The sequence below is a fragment of the Tautonia rosea genome (assembly GCF_012958305.1).
Classification (GTDB): Bacteria; Planctomycetota; Planctomycetia; order Isosphaerales; family Isosphaeraceae; genus Tautonia; species Tautonia rosea.
On record NZ_JABBYO010000003.1, the window covers coordinates 438,881 to 455,329 of the forward strand.

The window sequence follows — 16,449 nt, forward strand, 5'->3', positions numbered from 1 at the left end:
GAGGCGCCAACGGCCGGGGCCATCCGGTTTGCCACCGTTGATGAGGCGTCCGGAGTGCTCACGCGCCACATTCTCCTCACGAACCTCGCCGAGGGGACCTTCCCCAACCGATCCTCCGTGGGGCCGACCGCGGATCCTGAGGATCAGTCTCACGACGCACCCGAACCCGAGCACGAGGAGGAGCGACTCGAACTCGACGATGAAACCAGGGCTCCGATCATCCGCCGAAGTGCTGCGGGACAGATGCGTTTGCGTTTTGATGAGACACCGATCGCCTCCTCAGAGCCGACTGCGTTTGGTCGGGAGATGGCTCGATTTCTCCGCGTGCTGGGCTCCGCAGAGAGGAGTCTGACCCTGGCCTATCCGACAAGTGATGAAAAAGGGGTCGATCAGCTCGCAGCCGGGTTCCTGGTCGAGGTCGAGACACTCCTGTCTGATGAGGTCAGGCAACTTGTGGTTCGGGATAACCGGAAGCTTGATCCGGCGCTTCGGGAAACGACGCCGCAGTCACCGCTGGAACACCGAGTCCGAGCGATGGCCCGAGCGGTGATCAACGATCCGAGCGAACTGGCCATGCTCGCATCGGTTCCTGAACATCGATCATTGCTTCGGGCCTCGGCCTCGGCCTTACTGATCAACGAGCGACGGTCCAGGATTCCTCCCTGGCGGCCTCGGCGACACGGAATCAGCCGATTCGAAGGGATGCTCCGCGACCCTCGGATCATCCATCGGCTGTCCTCCGAGTTTGGTCCGGCGTATACCTTTAGCGCCAGTCAGCTGGAATCGCTGGCATTTTGTCCTTTTCAGTTCTTTCTCAGATATGTTTTGCGTCTTGATCCGATTGAGGAGCGCGACGAACTGGAGGAAGACCGGACCGCCGGCGGCAGCCTGATGCATGCGGTACTCGAAAGTTTGCATCTGGGTTTGCGCGACGAACCACCCTCTGACGGAATTCTGCTCGACGAGGCAATCGCCGATCGGATCGAGCGGGCTGTCCGAGACGAACTGGAGCGTGAGGTCAGGCCCAGCTCCGACGTGGGCCTGGGACTCAGGGCGATTGACGCCGAACGCATGGCACGGATCGGAAAGTCCTATGCTGACCAGTTCCGTCATTATTCAGAGTTATTCGGGCGTGATCTGGCTCCGGAGCATTTTGAATTCTCGTTCGGTGATGAGGAGCACCGTGACGGCCCGGCCCTCGTTCTGGGCGAAGGTGAGGAGCAAGTCCGGCTTCAGGGGATGATTGATCGGATCGACCTGACGCGGCATCCGTCCGGGTTGCTCTTTCGAGTGATTGATTACAAGACAGGCTCAGTCCCCTCCCGGAAGAAGCTGGAGGAGGGACTGGCCTTGCAGCTTCCGCTCTATGCGATGGCGGTTGAGCGGGCCTTGTCAGCCGAAGAAAATCCTCGGGCGATCGACGCCGGCTACTGGGCCTTGCGGGGCAAGGGGTATGCCCCGCTCGTGACACTGGCCGAATACCGGGACGGCGACCTCTTCTCCCGAGAGGGTTGGAAACCCGGTCCCGACCGGATCGTTCGGTTCGTGCTTGATCTGGTCGATCGCCTTCGACGCGGCATGTTGCCTGCTCAGTTCGAGAAACCCGACTGCGAACGGAATTGCGATTACCGAACCGTTTGCCGCTTCCATCAGGTCCGACAGGCCCGCAAGCCCTGGCCCGAGGCCCCGACGATGAGTGAGCCGGGCGAGGAGGACCATCGATGAAAGGCTCGGAGCAAACTTCCGAAGGTCTCGTACTGATCGAGGCGGCCTCGTCCCCTCCGCCGACTCCCGAGCAGCAACGGGCGCTCGATGCAAAGGTAAGCGTTGCGCTGGCGTCTGGCGCGGGTTGTGGAAAGACCCGGGTGTTGACCGATCGGTTTGTCCTTGCGTTGAACGATCGAATGGCGCTCGATCGCCTTGTCGCCGTGACATTCACCGAGAAGGCCGCAGCCGAGATGCGCGGCCGGATCCGGGCCGAGTGCCGACGCCGGATCAACGCCGGAGGGACCGACGCTCACCACTGGCGACGGGTCCTTCGAGGACTGGAAGCAGGGCGAATCGGCACCTTTCACGGATTCTGTCTTGAACTGTTGAAGCGATTTCCGGAACAGGCAGGGTTGCCTCCGGAATTTGGCGTTCTGGAGGAGTCGATCGCCCCCACGCTCCGGGATGAAGCACTGCGAATCTGCATGCGTCGGTGGCTTGCCGCCGGGCATCCCGATCTCGTCGCCCTGGCCGTCGAGCTGGGGCTCGATGCTGTTCGGAACGGGTTACGCTCGCTCTTGCTCGGCCGAGCCCTGGCCAACCCAGGCCAGTGGGCCGAGTTGAGTCCTGCCGAGTTGGTTGATCACTGGCAATCGGCCTGGTTGAGCGAGGGGCAACCGTCGCTCCTCCAACGATTCGTGGATGAAGCCCGTCCGCTGCTTGAACTGCTGCGGAGCCATGAATGTGAGCACCCCGTCGGTGCCGAGCGTCGAGCCGTTCTGCTCAGCGAAATTCCTCTGTTGCCCGAAGCTCCGCATCCGGAGCTTTCGTTTGAAATGATTCGAGACCATGCCACGGTTGCGGGAGGAGGAACGGGAAAGCACTGGACGTCAATTGACGTCTACATGAGTGTGCGCGATGGTTACAAGACGCTTCGCGATGCCGTCGATCGCACCCGGAAATCGCTGCAGTGGGATGAGGATTTGACCCGCCGATCCGCTGAGCTGGGGGTTCGTTTCGCAGCGTTGGCTCGGGAGGCGCTGGAGGAGGTGGATCGGTTGAAACGGCGTCGGGAATTCGCCGACTTCGATGATCTCCTGATCAAGGCCCTGTCGTTGTTGCTCGATCGTGGAGACGACGTCCTCGCGTCGCTTCGCGAAGAGATCGAATTGCTTCTCGTCGATGAGTTTCAGGACACAGACCCGATCCAGGGCGCCATTGTTCAGGCTCTGGCCGGGGATGATCCCGCGATGGGTCGTTTATTTTTGGTCGGTGATTCGAAGCAGTCGATCTATCGCTTTCGAGGGGCCGAGCCGACGATCTTTACCCGATTTCGAGACGGTCTGGAGGAAGAGGGGCGGCTCTCGTTGACCGGCAACTTCCGGAGTGTGCCCGGGGTGATTCACTTCGTCAATGCGCTCTTCGCGGATCTGTATACGGATCCCTCGGAGGCCCTTCGAGCCGAACGCGCCGTGCTTTCGACACCGGACGACCCCCCAGCCGTTGAGTTCCTCTGGGCGTATGAGCCGGAATCCTCAGGACGATCGAAAACGGCGACAAGACGGGTCGAGGCGGGGTGGATTGCCCGCCTCATTGCGGATCGACTCGAGCAGGGGTGGACCATTCAGGACCCGAAGGATGGCAGGTGGCGTCCGGCCCGACCCAATGACATCGCCATTCTCTTCCGAGCCTTGACGAACGTCGGAGTGTACGAGGAGGCGCTTGCCGCTGAGGGGCTCGATTATCACACCGTCGATGGCTCGGCGTTCTTTGCTCAGCAAGAAGTGCTCGACGTGGTCAACCTGCTGGCGGCGATTGAAGATCCGTTCGATCCGCTTGCCCTGGCAGCGACCCTTCGAAGCCCCTTCTTTGGCATCAGCGACGAGGGACTCTACTGGCTCGCCAATTCCCGACCTGACCATCGGCCGGCCGATTTGCAGCAGAACCTCCGGAGCGCCGATCAGATCGTCGAGCTTGGCCCGGCGGATCGTCGTCGCGCGATTCGGGCGCGAGAACTCCTGTATCGCTGGCGATCGCTCAAAGATCGAGTTCCGATTGCAACGCTCTATGATCATGTGCTTGATGAATCGGGGTTTGAAGCGGCGATCGTGGCCGATCCGCTGGGCGAGCGTAAACGGGCTAACGTGCGCAAGCTGGTCCGTCTGGCGGGGTCGTACGATCGCGGGGGATATCCACTGGCCGATTTCGTGGCCCGGCTCCGGAACGATCTGCGGACCCTCGCTCGGGAGGACCAGGCCGCCACGAACACCGAGCAAGGGGATGCGGTTCGCCTCTTGACCATTCACCGGGCCAAGGGTCTCGAATTCCCGATCGTCATCGTGCCTGACCTCGATCGTGCCGCTCCTCCTCGATCGCAGTCAGTGATCGTGCATGATCGCTATGGACCGATCGTCCGCACGACTCCCGAGCCGGGCGAGGACCCCCCGAGCTTTGGGCAGGACAACTCACCTCGGGGGCTTGGCGAACTGTTGTACCGCGCCTCCGAGGATCGTGAGGAGCGAGCCGAAGCCGACCGACTCTTCTACGTGGCTGCCACCCGAGCGGTCAGTCATCTGATTCTTTCCAATGGGTTGAACAAGCCTCTGCTGCTCGGGGATCGCAGTCAGGAATCGTCTCGACAATCGTTCTACCGACCCTATTCCCCGGCAATGGTGCGCATTCATCAGCGCTTTGATCTGACGAACGGGTCGTTGCTGGCCGAGATTCCGGACGATTGGCCGGCTCCGCGAGTTGAAGTGATCACACGATCGCCGGAGCGGCAATCGTTGCGGAATGCCGTCACACGCAAACGCTTGGATCGATTGACGATTGCCCGAACGATTGTTCGGGCCACTTCAGGAGCGGCTCCCGATCGCCCGACTCCGGTGATGCGTCCGACCTGGATCGAGCATCTGCCGGAAACGGGGCTGCCTCCTTTTGCGAGTCGGGTCTTTCGCCTGATCCGAGGGGTTCTGTGCAACCCGGATGCTGCCTGGGTCGCCGACCCCATCGCGGCAATTGAGCGAGCCGGTCGCGCGACGATCCCGGCATCACCACGTCGCGTGGTCGACGCGGCGAAACATCTGGTCATCCCCTGGTGTGCCGGATCGCTGGCCCGTCGGATCGCGGCCGCCGAGGCTCGGGTCGGTAGGCTTTCCTGGACAGTTCTTGAAGACGGAACCGGCCCGGAGCCGATCGACGGTGTGCATCGGGGGGAGCTTGATCTGGCGTTTCGTGAAGAGGGATCGTGGAACCTCATCGTCTGGGAGCATCCGCAGTCGCCGTTGGGATGGGGAGAGCGTCGGCTCGTACTCTCAGGACGGGCCGCTCCGGGGCTGGGGCTTGGCCGGATTAAGGAGGGTTGGCTCGTTCGTCTTTCGGCCGATCCGGACGACGCTCTGGAGCAGAGGCTCGACCGTCGGCGGTTCTCTCGTACAATCACCGGCGATGATTCTTCCGCTCGCTCCCGAAGTCGACCAGTCCGCCAGCGATCGACTGGGGCGTCTCGATCCGAGGCCGACCATGACCGCTCTTGATTCGACCATCGACCCCAAGAATCACCCCGACCTGGCCCTGGCTCTGGCCCTGGCCGCTGCCGCGACCGAGACGATCCTCCCTTTTTTTCGTCGCTGCGCGGTCGAATGGAAACCGGATGGAACGGAGGTGACGGCGGCCGACCGCGCTGCCGAGGAACGCATCCGGGACCTCTTGCGCCAGGAACGGTCCGATGATGGCATCCTCGGCGAGGAATTCGGCGAGCAACCCGCCCGGAACGGAAGCAATCGCCAGTGGATCATCGACCCGATTGATGGGACGGCGGCCTTTGCTCTGGGCTTGCCGATGTTCGGCACGCTGGTCGCCCTGGTGGAAGGAGACGAGCCGGTGATCGGTGTAATTCACCAACCCGCCACCGGAGAAACAACCTTTGCCGCCAAGGGGGCCGGTTGCTGGTGGCGTCCGTCACCCGACGAGCCACCGGAGCGCGTGACAGTGGCTCCTCCCGTCCCACTGAGCGAGGCCTATGCCTCCACGACCGGCCCCCATTCGAGTGACATCCAGGCGACCGTCGGACAGATTCCGTTTCGACTCACGCACCTCATCCGGTCGGCCCGGAGATTTCGGTTTGTGGGAGATTGTATTCAGCACGCGCTTGTCTGTCGGGGGAGACTCCACATTGCCTGGGATTCGTTGATGAGTCCCTGGGACATCGCGGCCCTTGTGCCCTGTGTCGAGGAGGCGGGGGGGGTGATTTCTGCGCTCGATGGCTCAAGAAACCGTATTCTCTCGGGCCGAAGTCTGCTGAGCACCTGTGACCGGTCCCTGCACGAGGAGGTCTTACGGGTCCTGGCTCCCGAACAGGAGGGCTGAGTTCCGAAGACCACGGCTGCTGGGTTTGTGGATCCCTCGTTCCTGGGGCTCCATCGGGGATGAACATCTGTGATTAAGGTCAATCGCGAGGTGTTCTGTTCTGGTGAGTGGCGACCCGTTCATCAGACGTGGTCCTCGCAGTGCGTCTGGCGTGAGCAAGCCATCGGGAATGGAGTTCGTCCGTACTCTCGATTCCATAAACGGTCTTCAAGGCGCTTTCGGTTCCGAGCCGCTGCGACTCTCGAAGGAATATGAGAAACCGTTTGGGTGAATCGAGCTGAATGAAATATTGAGTCAGTGACGTACTCTGGGCCATGAAGAGATCCCAGTCGCGTTCTCTCGGACTCGAGGCGCCCATCATGGCCCCGGTGCGAAAGACTCGGCCGGAGGAGAGGGAGAGGTCGAGGTTAGCCAGGCGGGCCTCCTGGGCGTCGATCGGCTCGGCAAGAATGGCCATCCCTTCATCGGCCCAGCGGGGGATTTGCTGACCTGGGAACAGATCGGCGAGAACGACGTGTGAGACTTCGTGCGGGGCCACCGCATCGAGCAGGCGGTCGGCATCGGCTCGGAGGTTGATCCGACGCGAAACGACTCGCCCTCGGCTCAGATCAAGGGTCGAAAAGCCAGGAGAATCGGCGGGTTGCCCCGTCATTCGCGCGTAGATTGAGGCATTCGGGTAGACATAGAGATCACATCGAGGAGACCACGAGCGAGCGAGCGCGGATAGGTTCCAGTAGTGATACAGTTGGTCCCGGGCGTTTTCAACCCGTCGGGCGAGCTGATTTGCAAGGGTCGGATCGACGTGGAAGATCCGGAAATTTTCGGTTTCGAGAATCTGCCACGACGATGGGGCGGATTTGGTCGTCTCGCTCGACTCGGACTGCCCTCGAACGATGAAGGAGCTCGGCCTGGCCCCAACGGCCGCGGAGCGTTCGGTCGCCAGACGACGGAGGTACTCACTGAACCAGATTTCAGGAGCCAGGGCGCGGACTTCTCGGATCTCCGCGTGGATGGCCGACCACTCGGCCGGAGTGCTCGGCTGGGCATTGATCCGTCGAGCGACGGCGACGAACCGGCAGTAGGCCCAGACCGGCTTGTGTGATTCAGGTAACTGCCCGCGCTGGGCAAGCATGGCGTACACACGACCGGCATCGTCATATTTTTGCGAGCGGAAGGCCGCATCGGCCGATCGAAGCACGTCGCTCAGCGTCTGGCCTCCGGGGGGACTCGTACTCGATTCCGGGGACGGACCGGGATCGATTGCGATCGGCTCTGCTTCAGAAGCGACGTTTTCTCGTTGAAGGTTGAGGGTTGCCGCAGCAGACGGTTCCAGAGCCGAGGATTGAGCAATGGGCGCAGGCTGGGCGACGATCGTCGGCTCCTCGATCTCCAGGATCGGTTTGGGTTGCTCCTCAGACGGGGCTGGGGGGGGTGATTCGGGAGAATCGAGTGGTGCCTCGGGCTTCGGGGAAGGGGCAGTCGTCTCAGAGAGATCTGAGGACGCCGCCTCATCCGAGGGTGTTGTGGTGGAAGGATCAGACGTCCGACGCGACCGATTGATGATCAGTAAATTCTCGCGATACTGGCGAGCGCGACGTGTGTCTCCCGCGGCCTCTGCCTGTGCCGCGGCCCGTTCATAGGCTCGCCTTAGGTCGTCGAGAACCGCCTCCCGATCGGCCGAGGCGACGGCGAGCAAAGCTGATTCGAGCAAGGTGACAGCCGCCGGGCCGTCACCTCGGCTGAGCGCTTCACGTCCGGCCTTGAGTTCCTCGGGGGGATCGGCCGCCTGGGCGTGGGTGATCGCGGCGGACAGCGACAGCAGGGCCGCGGCCATCAGGGCGGCGGTCGGGGCGTTGAGCCGATGCATGACGGTCCGTGTCCTTCGGTTGTGGTCAACCAATCCGGACGGAGCAATCTGATCCTAATCGGGTCAGATCCTCCGGCGTGCTTTGACACGTCTCGTCGTCGGTGAGGGAGGGCTCAAGTGGTGCGGAGGACGGGCCGAAGGGCCGGAGTCCGTCGCGGCGGGTCAACCCCTGCGTCCTTGGGGTCATTCTCGCCGAAGTCAGGCGGCATCGCTCGCGTCGTCAATCACCTGAGGGTTGGACACGTTGCGGTGCGAATCCTGTGGGCAATCCGCAGGGAGTATGGCCATCTTGGGCCGATCGGTCAAGGCAAACTGTCGAGTTCCGGAGAACCGAGAACCAAATCGTCGTGTCAGGCAAGTCCACATCGATTCGTGTACTCGGCGAGAGGGCCGGGTGAGGCATCAGTCCTGGGCCTGGTATACTGTTCGATTGGCCGGTTCCACGGATTCCGGAATCGGAGCGTTGTCCTTCTGGCGAGGCGAGTTAACGATGCGCATCATCGCCGGTATCCGGCGCGGGCATACGATCCAGGGGCCGAGTGATTCGAAAGGGACGAGGCCGACGAGTGACCTGGTCCGTGAGTCAATCTTCAATATCATTGGCTCTGAAGTCGAGGACCGACCCGTCATTGATTTGTTTGCCGGGACGGGGGCGCTTGGCCTTGAGGCATTGAGCCGGGGAGCACGCTCGGCGGTCTTTGTTGAGAAACGTCCGCAGAACGCCGCGGTGATCCGGAAGAACCTTGCAGCCTTGCGGTTCGAAGGGCTGGGTGAGGTGGTGGTTGGGAATGCCTATGCGTGGGTCAAACAGTTCGAGCCATCAAGCGAGGACGGGCCGTTCGTCGTGTTTCTCGACCCTCCCTATCGAGAATATGAGCAGAGTGAGAAAAAGCTTTGCTTGCTGATTCAGACGCTCGTCGATCGCCTCCCGAATGGCTCGACCATCGTGGCCGAGGCAGGCCGGGAGCTTGGCTCAGAGTTCCTCCCGGACCCGGAGCTTTGGGATCTCCGCCGCTACGGCGATACCCACGTGGCGATCCGAACGCTCGACCAGTCCCCTCTGGAGGGTTGAGGCGATGGCAGAGCAGACTCAACCCCATTCGTTGCCGTCGGATCAGTACCGAAAGCGGGAGTTCGCGGTCAAGGTCGTCCGAGGGCTCCGGGATGCGGGTCATCAGGCACTCTGGGCCGGCGGTTGCGTGAGGGATTTGCTTATTGGCCTGACACCGAGCGATTACGACGTGGCGACCGACGCCCCTCCGGAGCGGGTGATGCAACTCTTCCGCAGAACGGTACCGGTGGGGGTGAGCTTCGGCGTGGTCAAGGTGATCGGTCCAAGAGGGGCAGGGGAGGTCGAGGTGGCGACCTTTCGGAGCGACGGCGCGTACATCGACGGCCGACGTCCCGAAACGGTCGTCTTCAGCAGTCCCGAGCAGGACGCCTCGCGCCGAGACTTCACCATCAACGGGATGTTCTTCGACCCGATCTCAGAGGACGTGATCGATTTCGTCGGTGGCAGGCACGACCTGGAAACGGGCTTGCTTCGCGCGATCGGCGATCCGGCCTCGCGGTTTGCTGAGGACAAGTTACGCCTGGTCCGCGCCGTTCGTTTTGCCGCGAGGTTCGGCTTGCGGATCGAACCGGAGACCGAGAAGGCCCTGGTGGCGATGGCTTCGGAAGTTACCGTGGTCGCGGCCGAACGCATTGCCCAGGAATTGCGTCGGATGCTCGTCCATCCGAGCCGATCGGCTGCCATGCGCTTGATGATGGAGTTCGGGCTCGCGACCGTAATTGTACCGGAGTTGCTGTCGCTGGTCGGTGTTCCCTCGCAAGTGGCGTCCCGTCCCGACCACGATTGCTGGGAACAGACGCTTGCTGTGCTCGATGCCCTGCCGCACGATCCCTCAGTCGGGCTGGCCCTGGCCGCTCTTTTCCACGACATCGGCAGGGGGACGGACGGGTCCAGTGCGGTCGAGGCGTTGGATCGAGCGTCCGATCGCTTGAAGCTGGCAAATGTTGAGCGGGAGACCGCCTCCTGGCTCGTGGCCCATCACGGGATCCTCAACTCGCCGCGATCGATGCCGGTGGCTCGCTTGAAGCGATTGCTGGCCGAGCCGGGCATTCACGAGTTGCTCGCGCTGCATCGGGCGGTGGCGGAAGCGGCCGATCTGCCGGTCGACCACGTCGAGTATTGTGAGCACTATGTGAAGGAGAAGCCCGACGGGCCGATCCGTCCCGAGCCGTTCGTCAATGGAAATGATCTGAAACGACTGGGCCTCACTCCTGGTCCTTCATTCAAGCAATGGCTTGATCGAGCGTATGACGCTCAGCTTGAGGGGAGGGTCACGAACCAGGACGAGGCGATCGCCTGGTTGTGTCGGCAGCTCGAACCCGAAAAGCCGGCTTCGAGCTGATCACACTCAGGAGCCGTTCTGGTCGGCGGTTTGGGAGCCGCTGGGAGAGACGATCGGGACACCGATGATCCGACCGTGGTAGACCATCGCATCGTCGACGAATCCCTGGGTGTCGAAGATCGTCTGGCGTCGATGGAGTCGTTGAGCCTTTCCGACAATCACCAGGCGATCTCCGGGGCGAACCTGCCCTCGAAAGCGAACGTCCTCCATGCCGCCGAAACCGAGGAAGCCATCGGGGACCAGCCGAACTGCCTGGCAGAAATAGCTGCAAAGCTGCGCGGCAACCTCACAGATGAGGACCCCCGGCATGAGGGGAAAGCCGGGGATGTGCCCTCGGCACCAGAACTCATCCTCAGCAATGTCCTTGTAGCCGATGATCAGGTTTTGCTCGGTATCGATGTGAACGATCGCCGAGAGCTGCTCCATCTCGAACCGCTGCGGGTTGAAGCGACGGATTTGTTCCTGATCAGCGACGACTTGGGTCAGGTCGATTTCGCTGGGCGTGATGAAAGCGACAGGTGGCATGAGTTGATCGGTCCCCTCCGGGAGCCGTCTCGCGACCTCGGCAAACACGGGACACCGTCGAAGCACGGGCCTCCGGCCCGGTCGGCTCGGCAAGCGTGATCAATGCCCCTCCGGGGCGGAAGACATAGGTATGATGACGATCTCGCTACCCTGAGACAAGTCATTTCTTCTCCATGCCCGCACCACCCATCGCGGTGACGGGCGGATTCGAGAAGCGAGACGGCCCGGCCTCAATCCTCAACCCCGAGCCGGATACTCGGCGGAGTGACGATCGGCAAGAAGTCGATCGCCTGAAGCGCTGCGACCAGGTCGGCCTCGGAGGCGGGATGGGTCATGATCACCAGCGGGACCGGGGCGTCGGGGTGGTCGTCCTCACCCGGATCGTGCTGGATGACACTGGCGATGCTGACGCCATGCTGGCCGAGCACCTGGGCGATCGTGCCGAGCACGCCGGGTCGGTCGGCGATCATGAACCGAAGATAGGATCGGCCTCGGACATCTCGGGGAGAGCAAAGCCGGGGAGCAGGAGCGTCGGCAGGCCAGAGGTCGAGGGATCGAGCCGTCAGCGCGGCCCGGCCGATGATCACGTCGATGACGTCAGCCAGAACGGCGGAGGCCGTCGGACCAGCCCCTGCGCCCGGGCCGGACATCAGGTTTGACCCGACCGGCTCACCGATGGTCCGAATCGCGTTATCGGGTCCAGAGACCTCGGCCAGGGGAGATCCCCGTCGGACCAGTCGAGGAGCGACTCGCAGCTCCAGGCCGGCATCTCGGTGATCGCGGGCCACGGCCAGAAGCTTCACGGTGTATCCCAGTTCCGCCGCGTACTGGATGTCGGACGATTGCAAGGTGTCGATCCCCTGCCGAGGAATCATGTCCGTCGTCACCGAGGCGCCGAACGCGAGCTGTGCGAGAATGGCCAGCTTGTGGCTGGTGTCGGTGCCGTCCACATCGAGTGTCGGGTCGGCCTCGGCGTAGCCGAGTTCCTGGGCTTGCCGGAGTGCCTCGGCATATGAGAGCCCCGATCGGGCCATGCTCGACAGGATGAAGTTGCAGGTGCCATTCAGAATGGCCGCGAGGGCCGCGAACCGGTTGGCCGCCAGGCCGACACTGATGGCATGGATGACGGGAATGCCGCCACCCACGGCTCCTTCGAACGCCACGGATCGACCCGCTCGACGCGCCGCGGCAAAAATCTCCGCTCCATGCTCTGCCAGGAGGGCCTTGTTGGCCGTAACCACATCCTTTCCGGCCTCGAGCGCCGCGAGTACGGCGGTCCTCGCCGGCTCGATTCCTCCCATCAGCTCAATGACGAGGGTGGTTTCCGGATCGGTGGCAACCTGAATCGGGTCGGTGATGTAGCGATCCGCAGGAATCGGAACATTCCGGGGTTTCTGAGGATCTCGAACCGCGACCTTGCGGACGATGACCGTTCGGCCGATCCTTCGGGCGAAGGCCCCTTGCCGATCTTCGATCCTCCGGGCCACCTCCGCCCCGACGGTTCCCAGGCCCAGCAGGCCGATGGCGACCGGTTGCATCGATCCTCCAAATTCGTCAACGCGAGCGGAATCGGACTCAACTGAAACAGATGTTCGTTATGCAAGGATGGACGATCGCGCGGAGCAATCGACCATCATTGGAGTCTACCAAACAGAGCAATGGCCGATCTCCAGTTCGCGATCCCGACCGACCGAGTCCTCGAGGTCATCGGTCGATTCGGAATTGCCCAGGGGATCGGCCATCATCGCCTCGATCGTCTGGTGACCATCGAGCAGCACTGTCGGCCAAATGCTCAGTCGAGTGGCTTAATCCGGATGTTCCGGAACTGGACGATGCTCGGCGAGCCGGTGTACTTGCCGTCGCGATAGCCGCCGTGGTGCTGGAGCGAGAGCGGCCCCTCCTCGGGAGCACCGGGCAACTGGGCCTCGTCAAGCACAGTGACGTCATTCAGAACAACGGTCAATCGGTCGCCTTTCATGGTGATCTGGAAGGCGTTCCATTCGCCGACGGGCTTGTCAGCCTGAGTCTTCGGCGTGACTCCGGCTCGGACCTCGGGGGGCATGGAGCGATCCATTCGGTAGCCGTAGACCTCTCCGGAACCGATCGGCCAGCACCAGATGTTCACCTGGCACTTGCTCGACCCTCGGAGGAAGACGCCAGAATCGGAATCCGGCAAGGCCAGGGACATTTCTTCGCCCTTGATGTCGCGGGCGTGGGTCCCGTCGGGCAGGACGTAGCGAACGTTCGGGTTGATGTTCGGGGTGTCGGTGATCTTCCACTCCAACTCCAGCACGAAATCGCCATACGATTCCTTGGAGACGAGATCCTTGACCCCTTCAGCCTCGCTCCGGGCGTCATAGTCGATCACTGGCCCGCCATCCACCTCGATCACCTTCCAGTGGCCACCGTCTCCCTCGGGGATGATCCAGTGGTCGAGGTCGCCATCCTTGAACAACCAGGTCCACCCTTCGTCATCGGCCGACAGGGCGGGACTGGCCACGATCGCGAGGGCAGCGAATGCCGCGAACAAGGAAGAGGAGAATCTCATTGGGTTGATCCTTCCGGGGAGAGACTTCAATCGAACGAGCCGGCCTCACATGCCTGGAGACACTCAGGTCAGTCACGCTAGCGGGCTCAAGCCGTCTCGTCAATCGTTCGGCGGGCAGAGAAACAGTGACAATTGTGACGATTGAAACGGATGTGCCGCCAGCGACTTGTACGGAAGTCCATCGACACGGCCAGGTAAGAATCGTAAACTACGAACAATCGCCGAGATGACGCAACGCAGAGAAGCTGGGCATCACACGTCCATTCCGAGGGAGGCGTTCATGGGACCTGCCGAGATCGTCATGAGTCTCAAGGAACTCTGCGCGGAGGAAGGACCCAAGATCCGCACTGAGACGATCGTGGAGTGGATCGATCGACAGGGAGGGTTCGAATCGGAGGCCGAACTGATCGCCTATGCGAAGAAGATGAAGGCCCGGCAGTATGCGCGTCAATTGACCTACGAGGATGAGGAAACCGGGCTGAAAATCAAGCGGCTCTGGAGTTTCCGAGACCCGGTCACTCGCGAACGCTATTACAACGACATTCTGCAACTCCCTGAGGAACAGCGACGTCGATTGATCATTCAGTACTCTCACTTCCTCGATCAGCTTCGATCGGTTCGCCGAGCCATGGCCGACTATTTCGCCGGTCAGGAGTTCTTTCCCTTCTACGTCGGTGCGGACGCAGACGGAGAATTTGAGGAGGATTGACCAGCCCCGAGCGTGGGACGTTCGGTTCGGGACCGGTCCAGGACCCGTCGAAGTTCCTGTCCGATCAGTTCGGCCTGCGGCGGGGGGTGTCCTTGATTGCGACGCTGCTGGTGCGTAAGTAGAAGGTTTTGGACAGTTCAGGAACCGTCTCGGCATCGGGCTGGGGCAGCAGACGGACACTTCGCTTGAAGGTTTGAGAACTGCCCTCGGGATCGGTCAAGACGATCGCCAGTGCACAGTCCCGATCGGCGCTGAGGCTTCGGGCATCAATCGCGATCTGTCCAAGCTGTACTGGATCACCCTGAGCTTGCGTGACCTGACGAACGACCGGCTTGAAGCGACTGCCAGGGTTTGCCGGCTTGATTTCGATCTTCCACCCATGCTCAACGCCGGAGATCTGGAGATCGAGTTTCACGGTATTACTCACCGTCTCGATCTTCGGGGTGGGCTTCGGGGTAGGTTCGTCGGCCTGGACAACGTTGGCCAAGGTGCAGGCCAGTAACGCGATGAGCAATCGGGGGCGAGCGACGATCGGCATGGGGAGCGGCTCCTTTTGCCTTCCTTGGTCGGGAGCCGGCGACCGAAGCACAAAGTCCAGGAGGACAAGGGGTCGCCGAGCGAAACAAGACTCCTTCCGTGGAGCGCCGCGCAAGCCGATCATCGAAGGGGGTGTGAATCTGGCCCGAGATGCGACCGAGCATCTTCGGGCAGGCGCGGATCGTCGACAGGTGAGCGGGTACTTTATCTCGAACGTTCTCGCCGGGCAAGGCCGACCATCGCGGGGTGGGCCGGGATCAGCGTGAAGGTTCCAACGCGAGAAGGAACGCGGGTCGTCGGCCGAGGCCAGCGACCCGCTCATGGCTGTCAAGAAGAGGAGCGAAGCAGTCACTCAGGCAAGGATTTCCCGGACCACCCGCCCGTGGACGTCTGTCAAACGGAAGTCTCGGCCGGCGTAACGGTAGGTCAACCGCTCGTGGTCGAATCCAAGGAGCTGGAGGATCGTGGCGTGAAGGTCATGAACATGGACCTTCCCCTCGACTGCCTCGCGTCCGTATTCATCAGTAGCTCCGTGGCTGTAGCCGCGCTTCACGCCCCCGCCAGCGAGCCAGTAGGAGAACCCCTTGTTGTTGTGATCCCTACCATCGGGCCCCTGGGACACCGGAGTGCGACCGAACTCGCCTCCCCAGATGACCAGGGTGTCCTCCAGAAGCCCCTGGCCTTTCAGGTCGGCCAGGAGGGCCGCGATGGGACGGTCGACGGCTCGGGCCTGACGCTCGTGATCGGCCTTGAGGTTCCGGTGCTGATCCCAGCCGTCCTGGCAGACCTCCACGAACCGGACGCCTGCCTCCAGGAACCGGCGGGCCATCAGGCATTGTCGTCCGAATCCTGCCGTCTCTTGCTCGTCGAGTCCGTACCTCGACCGTGTCTCGGATGACTCGGAGCCGAGGTCCATCACCTCGGGCACGGCGTCCTGCATCCGGAAGGCCAGTTCGTAAGAGGCGATGACTCCCTCGATCTGCGGGTCGGGACCGTCATGGTCGAGCTTCGAGCGGTTGAACGCCTGGACTAGGTCCAATTGGCGTCGCTGGGCGTTGCTGCGGAGGCGAGGGTTGGCGATGTCGGGCACGCCACCAGCCGAGGGGCCGCCCCGGAAGGTGATTGGCGTTCCCTGGTACACAGCCGGGAGAAAGGCGCTCCCGTAGTTCTGGGCCCCGCCATTGCTGGATGGTGGGCTCAGGCTGATGAATCCGGGCAGGTCCGCATTCTCAGTTCCCAGACCGTAAAGTGTCCAGGCACCCAGCGAGGGCCTCACGAACTGAGAGCTACCGGTGTGCATCTGCAAGAAGGCCTGTGGGTGCGCCGGCACATCGGTGTGCATTCCCTGAAGCAGACACAGGTCGTCGGCGTGCCGGGCGACCTCGGGGAAGAGGTCCGAGATCCAGAGGCCCGACTCGCCCCGCTGCCGGAATTCCCAGGGGGAGCCCAGCAGCGTGCCGTAGCGTGATCGCCCCGGAGCATTGGGCAGCTCGACACTCAGCTCCTTGCCACTGTCGGCCTGGAGCTTCGGCTTGTAGTCGAACGTGTCCACGTGGGATGGCCCGCCACTCATGCACAGGAAGACGACCCGCTTGGCCTTCGGCTCGAAATGAGGAGTTCTCGGAGCCAGAGGACTGGCGTCTCGGGCGGCGGCCTCGGCACTGATCCCAGCGAAGGCCAGGTAGCCGAATCCTGCCGAGACCGTCTGGAGCAAGCCTCGACGACTCATTTCAGGCAGGCGATTGCAGCAGTTTTTCATCGGTAATCCTTGATT

Annotated in this window: 12 protein-coding genes; 6 read left to right on the top strand and 6 right to left on the bottom strand. The window is 62.3% G+C overall.

The window, feature by feature from the left end; all coding sequences use genetic code 11:
* Positions 1-702: 702 nt before the first annotated feature.
* The 3 genes from HG800_RS27270 to HG800_RS07115 are packed head-to-tail and all read left to right on the top strand — an operon-like array spanning position 703 to position 6,075.
* Entirely contained in the window at positions 703-1,725 is a 1,023-nt protein-coding gene (locus tag HG800_RS27270) for a PD-(D/E)XK nuclease family protein (protein WP_235963449.1), read from the top strand.
* Positions 1,722-5,243 (top strand): UvrD-helicase domain-containing protein, encoded by a 3,522-nt coding sequence (locus tag HG800_RS07110; RefSeq protein ID WP_169975229.1) that lies wholly within the window; start codon positions 1,722-1,724, stop codon positions 5,241-5,243. The genes HG800_RS27270 and HG800_RS07110 overlap by 4 nt, the downstream gene beginning before the upstream one ends.
* Positions 5,230-6,075 carry an inositol monophosphatase family protein gene (locus HG800_RS07115; protein ID WP_169975231.1) on the top strand — a complete coding sequence of 282 codons (846 nt, stop codon included), beginning with the start codon at positions 5,230-5,232 and terminating at the stop codon, positions 6,073-6,075. The genes HG800_RS07110 and HG800_RS07115 overlap by 14 nt, the downstream gene beginning before the upstream one ends.
* A 79-nt stretch (positions 6,076-6,154) precedes the next feature.
* On the opposite strand, the gene HG800_RS07120 is transcribed toward HG800_RS07115, so the two are convergent.
* On the bottom strand, positions 6,155-7,942 hold the full coding sequence (locus HG800_RS07120) for a peptidase MA family metallohydrolase (protein ID WP_169975233.1): 1,788 nt from the start codon (positions 7,940-7,942) through the stop codon (positions 6,155-6,157).
* Between the two features lie 394 nt (positions 7,943-8,336).
* On the opposite strand from HG800_RS07120, the gene rsmD reads away from it, so the two are divergent.
* Entirely contained in the window at positions 8,337-9,014 is a 678-nt protein-coding gene (rsmD, locus tag HG800_RS07125) for a 16S rRNA (guanine(966)-N(2))-methyltransferase RsmD (protein WP_315851988.1), read from the top strand.
* 4 nt (positions 9,015-9,018) lie between these two features.
* The gene (locus HG800_RS07130) at positions 9,019-10,356 is read left to right on the top strand and encodes a CCA tRNA nucleotidyltransferase (protein ID WP_169975235.1); all 1,338 of its coding nucleotides are present in this window, start codon (positions 9,019-9,021) and stop codon (positions 10,354-10,356) included.
* A gap of 6 nt (positions 10,357-10,362) precedes the next feature.
* On the opposite strand, the gene HG800_RS07135 is transcribed toward HG800_RS07130, so the two are convergent.
* From HG800_RS07135 to HG800_RS07145, 3 genes are all read right to left on the bottom strand, one after another.
* Positions 10,363-10,881, bottom strand: a complete 519-nt coding sequence (locus HG800_RS07135) for a 3-hydroxyacyl-ACP dehydratase FabZ family protein (protein WP_169975237.1) — start codon at positions 10,879-10,881, stop codon at positions 10,363-10,365.
* 230 nt (positions 10,882-11,111) lie between these two features.
* A complete protein-coding gene (locus HG800_RS07140; RefSeq protein ID WP_169975239.1) occupies positions 11,112-12,419 on the bottom strand; it encodes a homoserine dehydrogenase in 1,308 nt (435 codons plus the stop codon).
* A 254-nt stretch (positions 12,420-12,673) separates the two neighbouring features.
* Positions 12,674-13,429, bottom strand: coding sequence for a 3-keto-disaccharide hydrolase (locus HG800_RS07145; RefSeq protein WP_235963379.1), 756 nt, complete (start codon positions 13,427-13,429; stop codon positions 12,674-12,676).
* Between the two features lie 280 nt (positions 13,430-13,709).
* Here HG800_RS07145 and HG800_RS07150 point away from each other — a divergent pair, with 280 nt between their 5' ends.
* Positions 13,710-14,138 (top strand): hypothetical protein, encoded by a 429-nt coding sequence (locus HG800_RS07150; RefSeq protein WP_169975241.1) that lies wholly within the window; start codon positions 13,710-13,712, stop codon positions 14,136-14,138.
* A 64-nt stretch (positions 14,139-14,202) separates the two neighbouring features.
* On the opposite strand, the gene HG800_RS07155 is transcribed toward HG800_RS07150, so the two are convergent.
* Together HG800_RS07155 and HG800_RS07160 are read right to left on the bottom strand one after the other, a co-directional pair.
* A complete protein-coding gene (locus HG800_RS07155) occupies positions 14,203-14,676 on the bottom strand; it encodes a hypothetical protein (protein ID WP_169975243.1) in 474 nt (157 codons plus the stop codon).
* Between the two features lie 351 nt (positions 14,677-15,027).
* Positions 15,028-16,434 carry a DUF1501 domain-containing protein gene (locus HG800_RS07160; protein WP_169975245.1) on the bottom strand — a complete coding sequence of 469 codons (1,407 nt, stop codon included), beginning with the start codon at positions 16,432-16,434 and terminating at the stop codon, positions 15,028-15,030.
* Positions 16,435-16,449 lie beyond the last annotated feature (15 nt).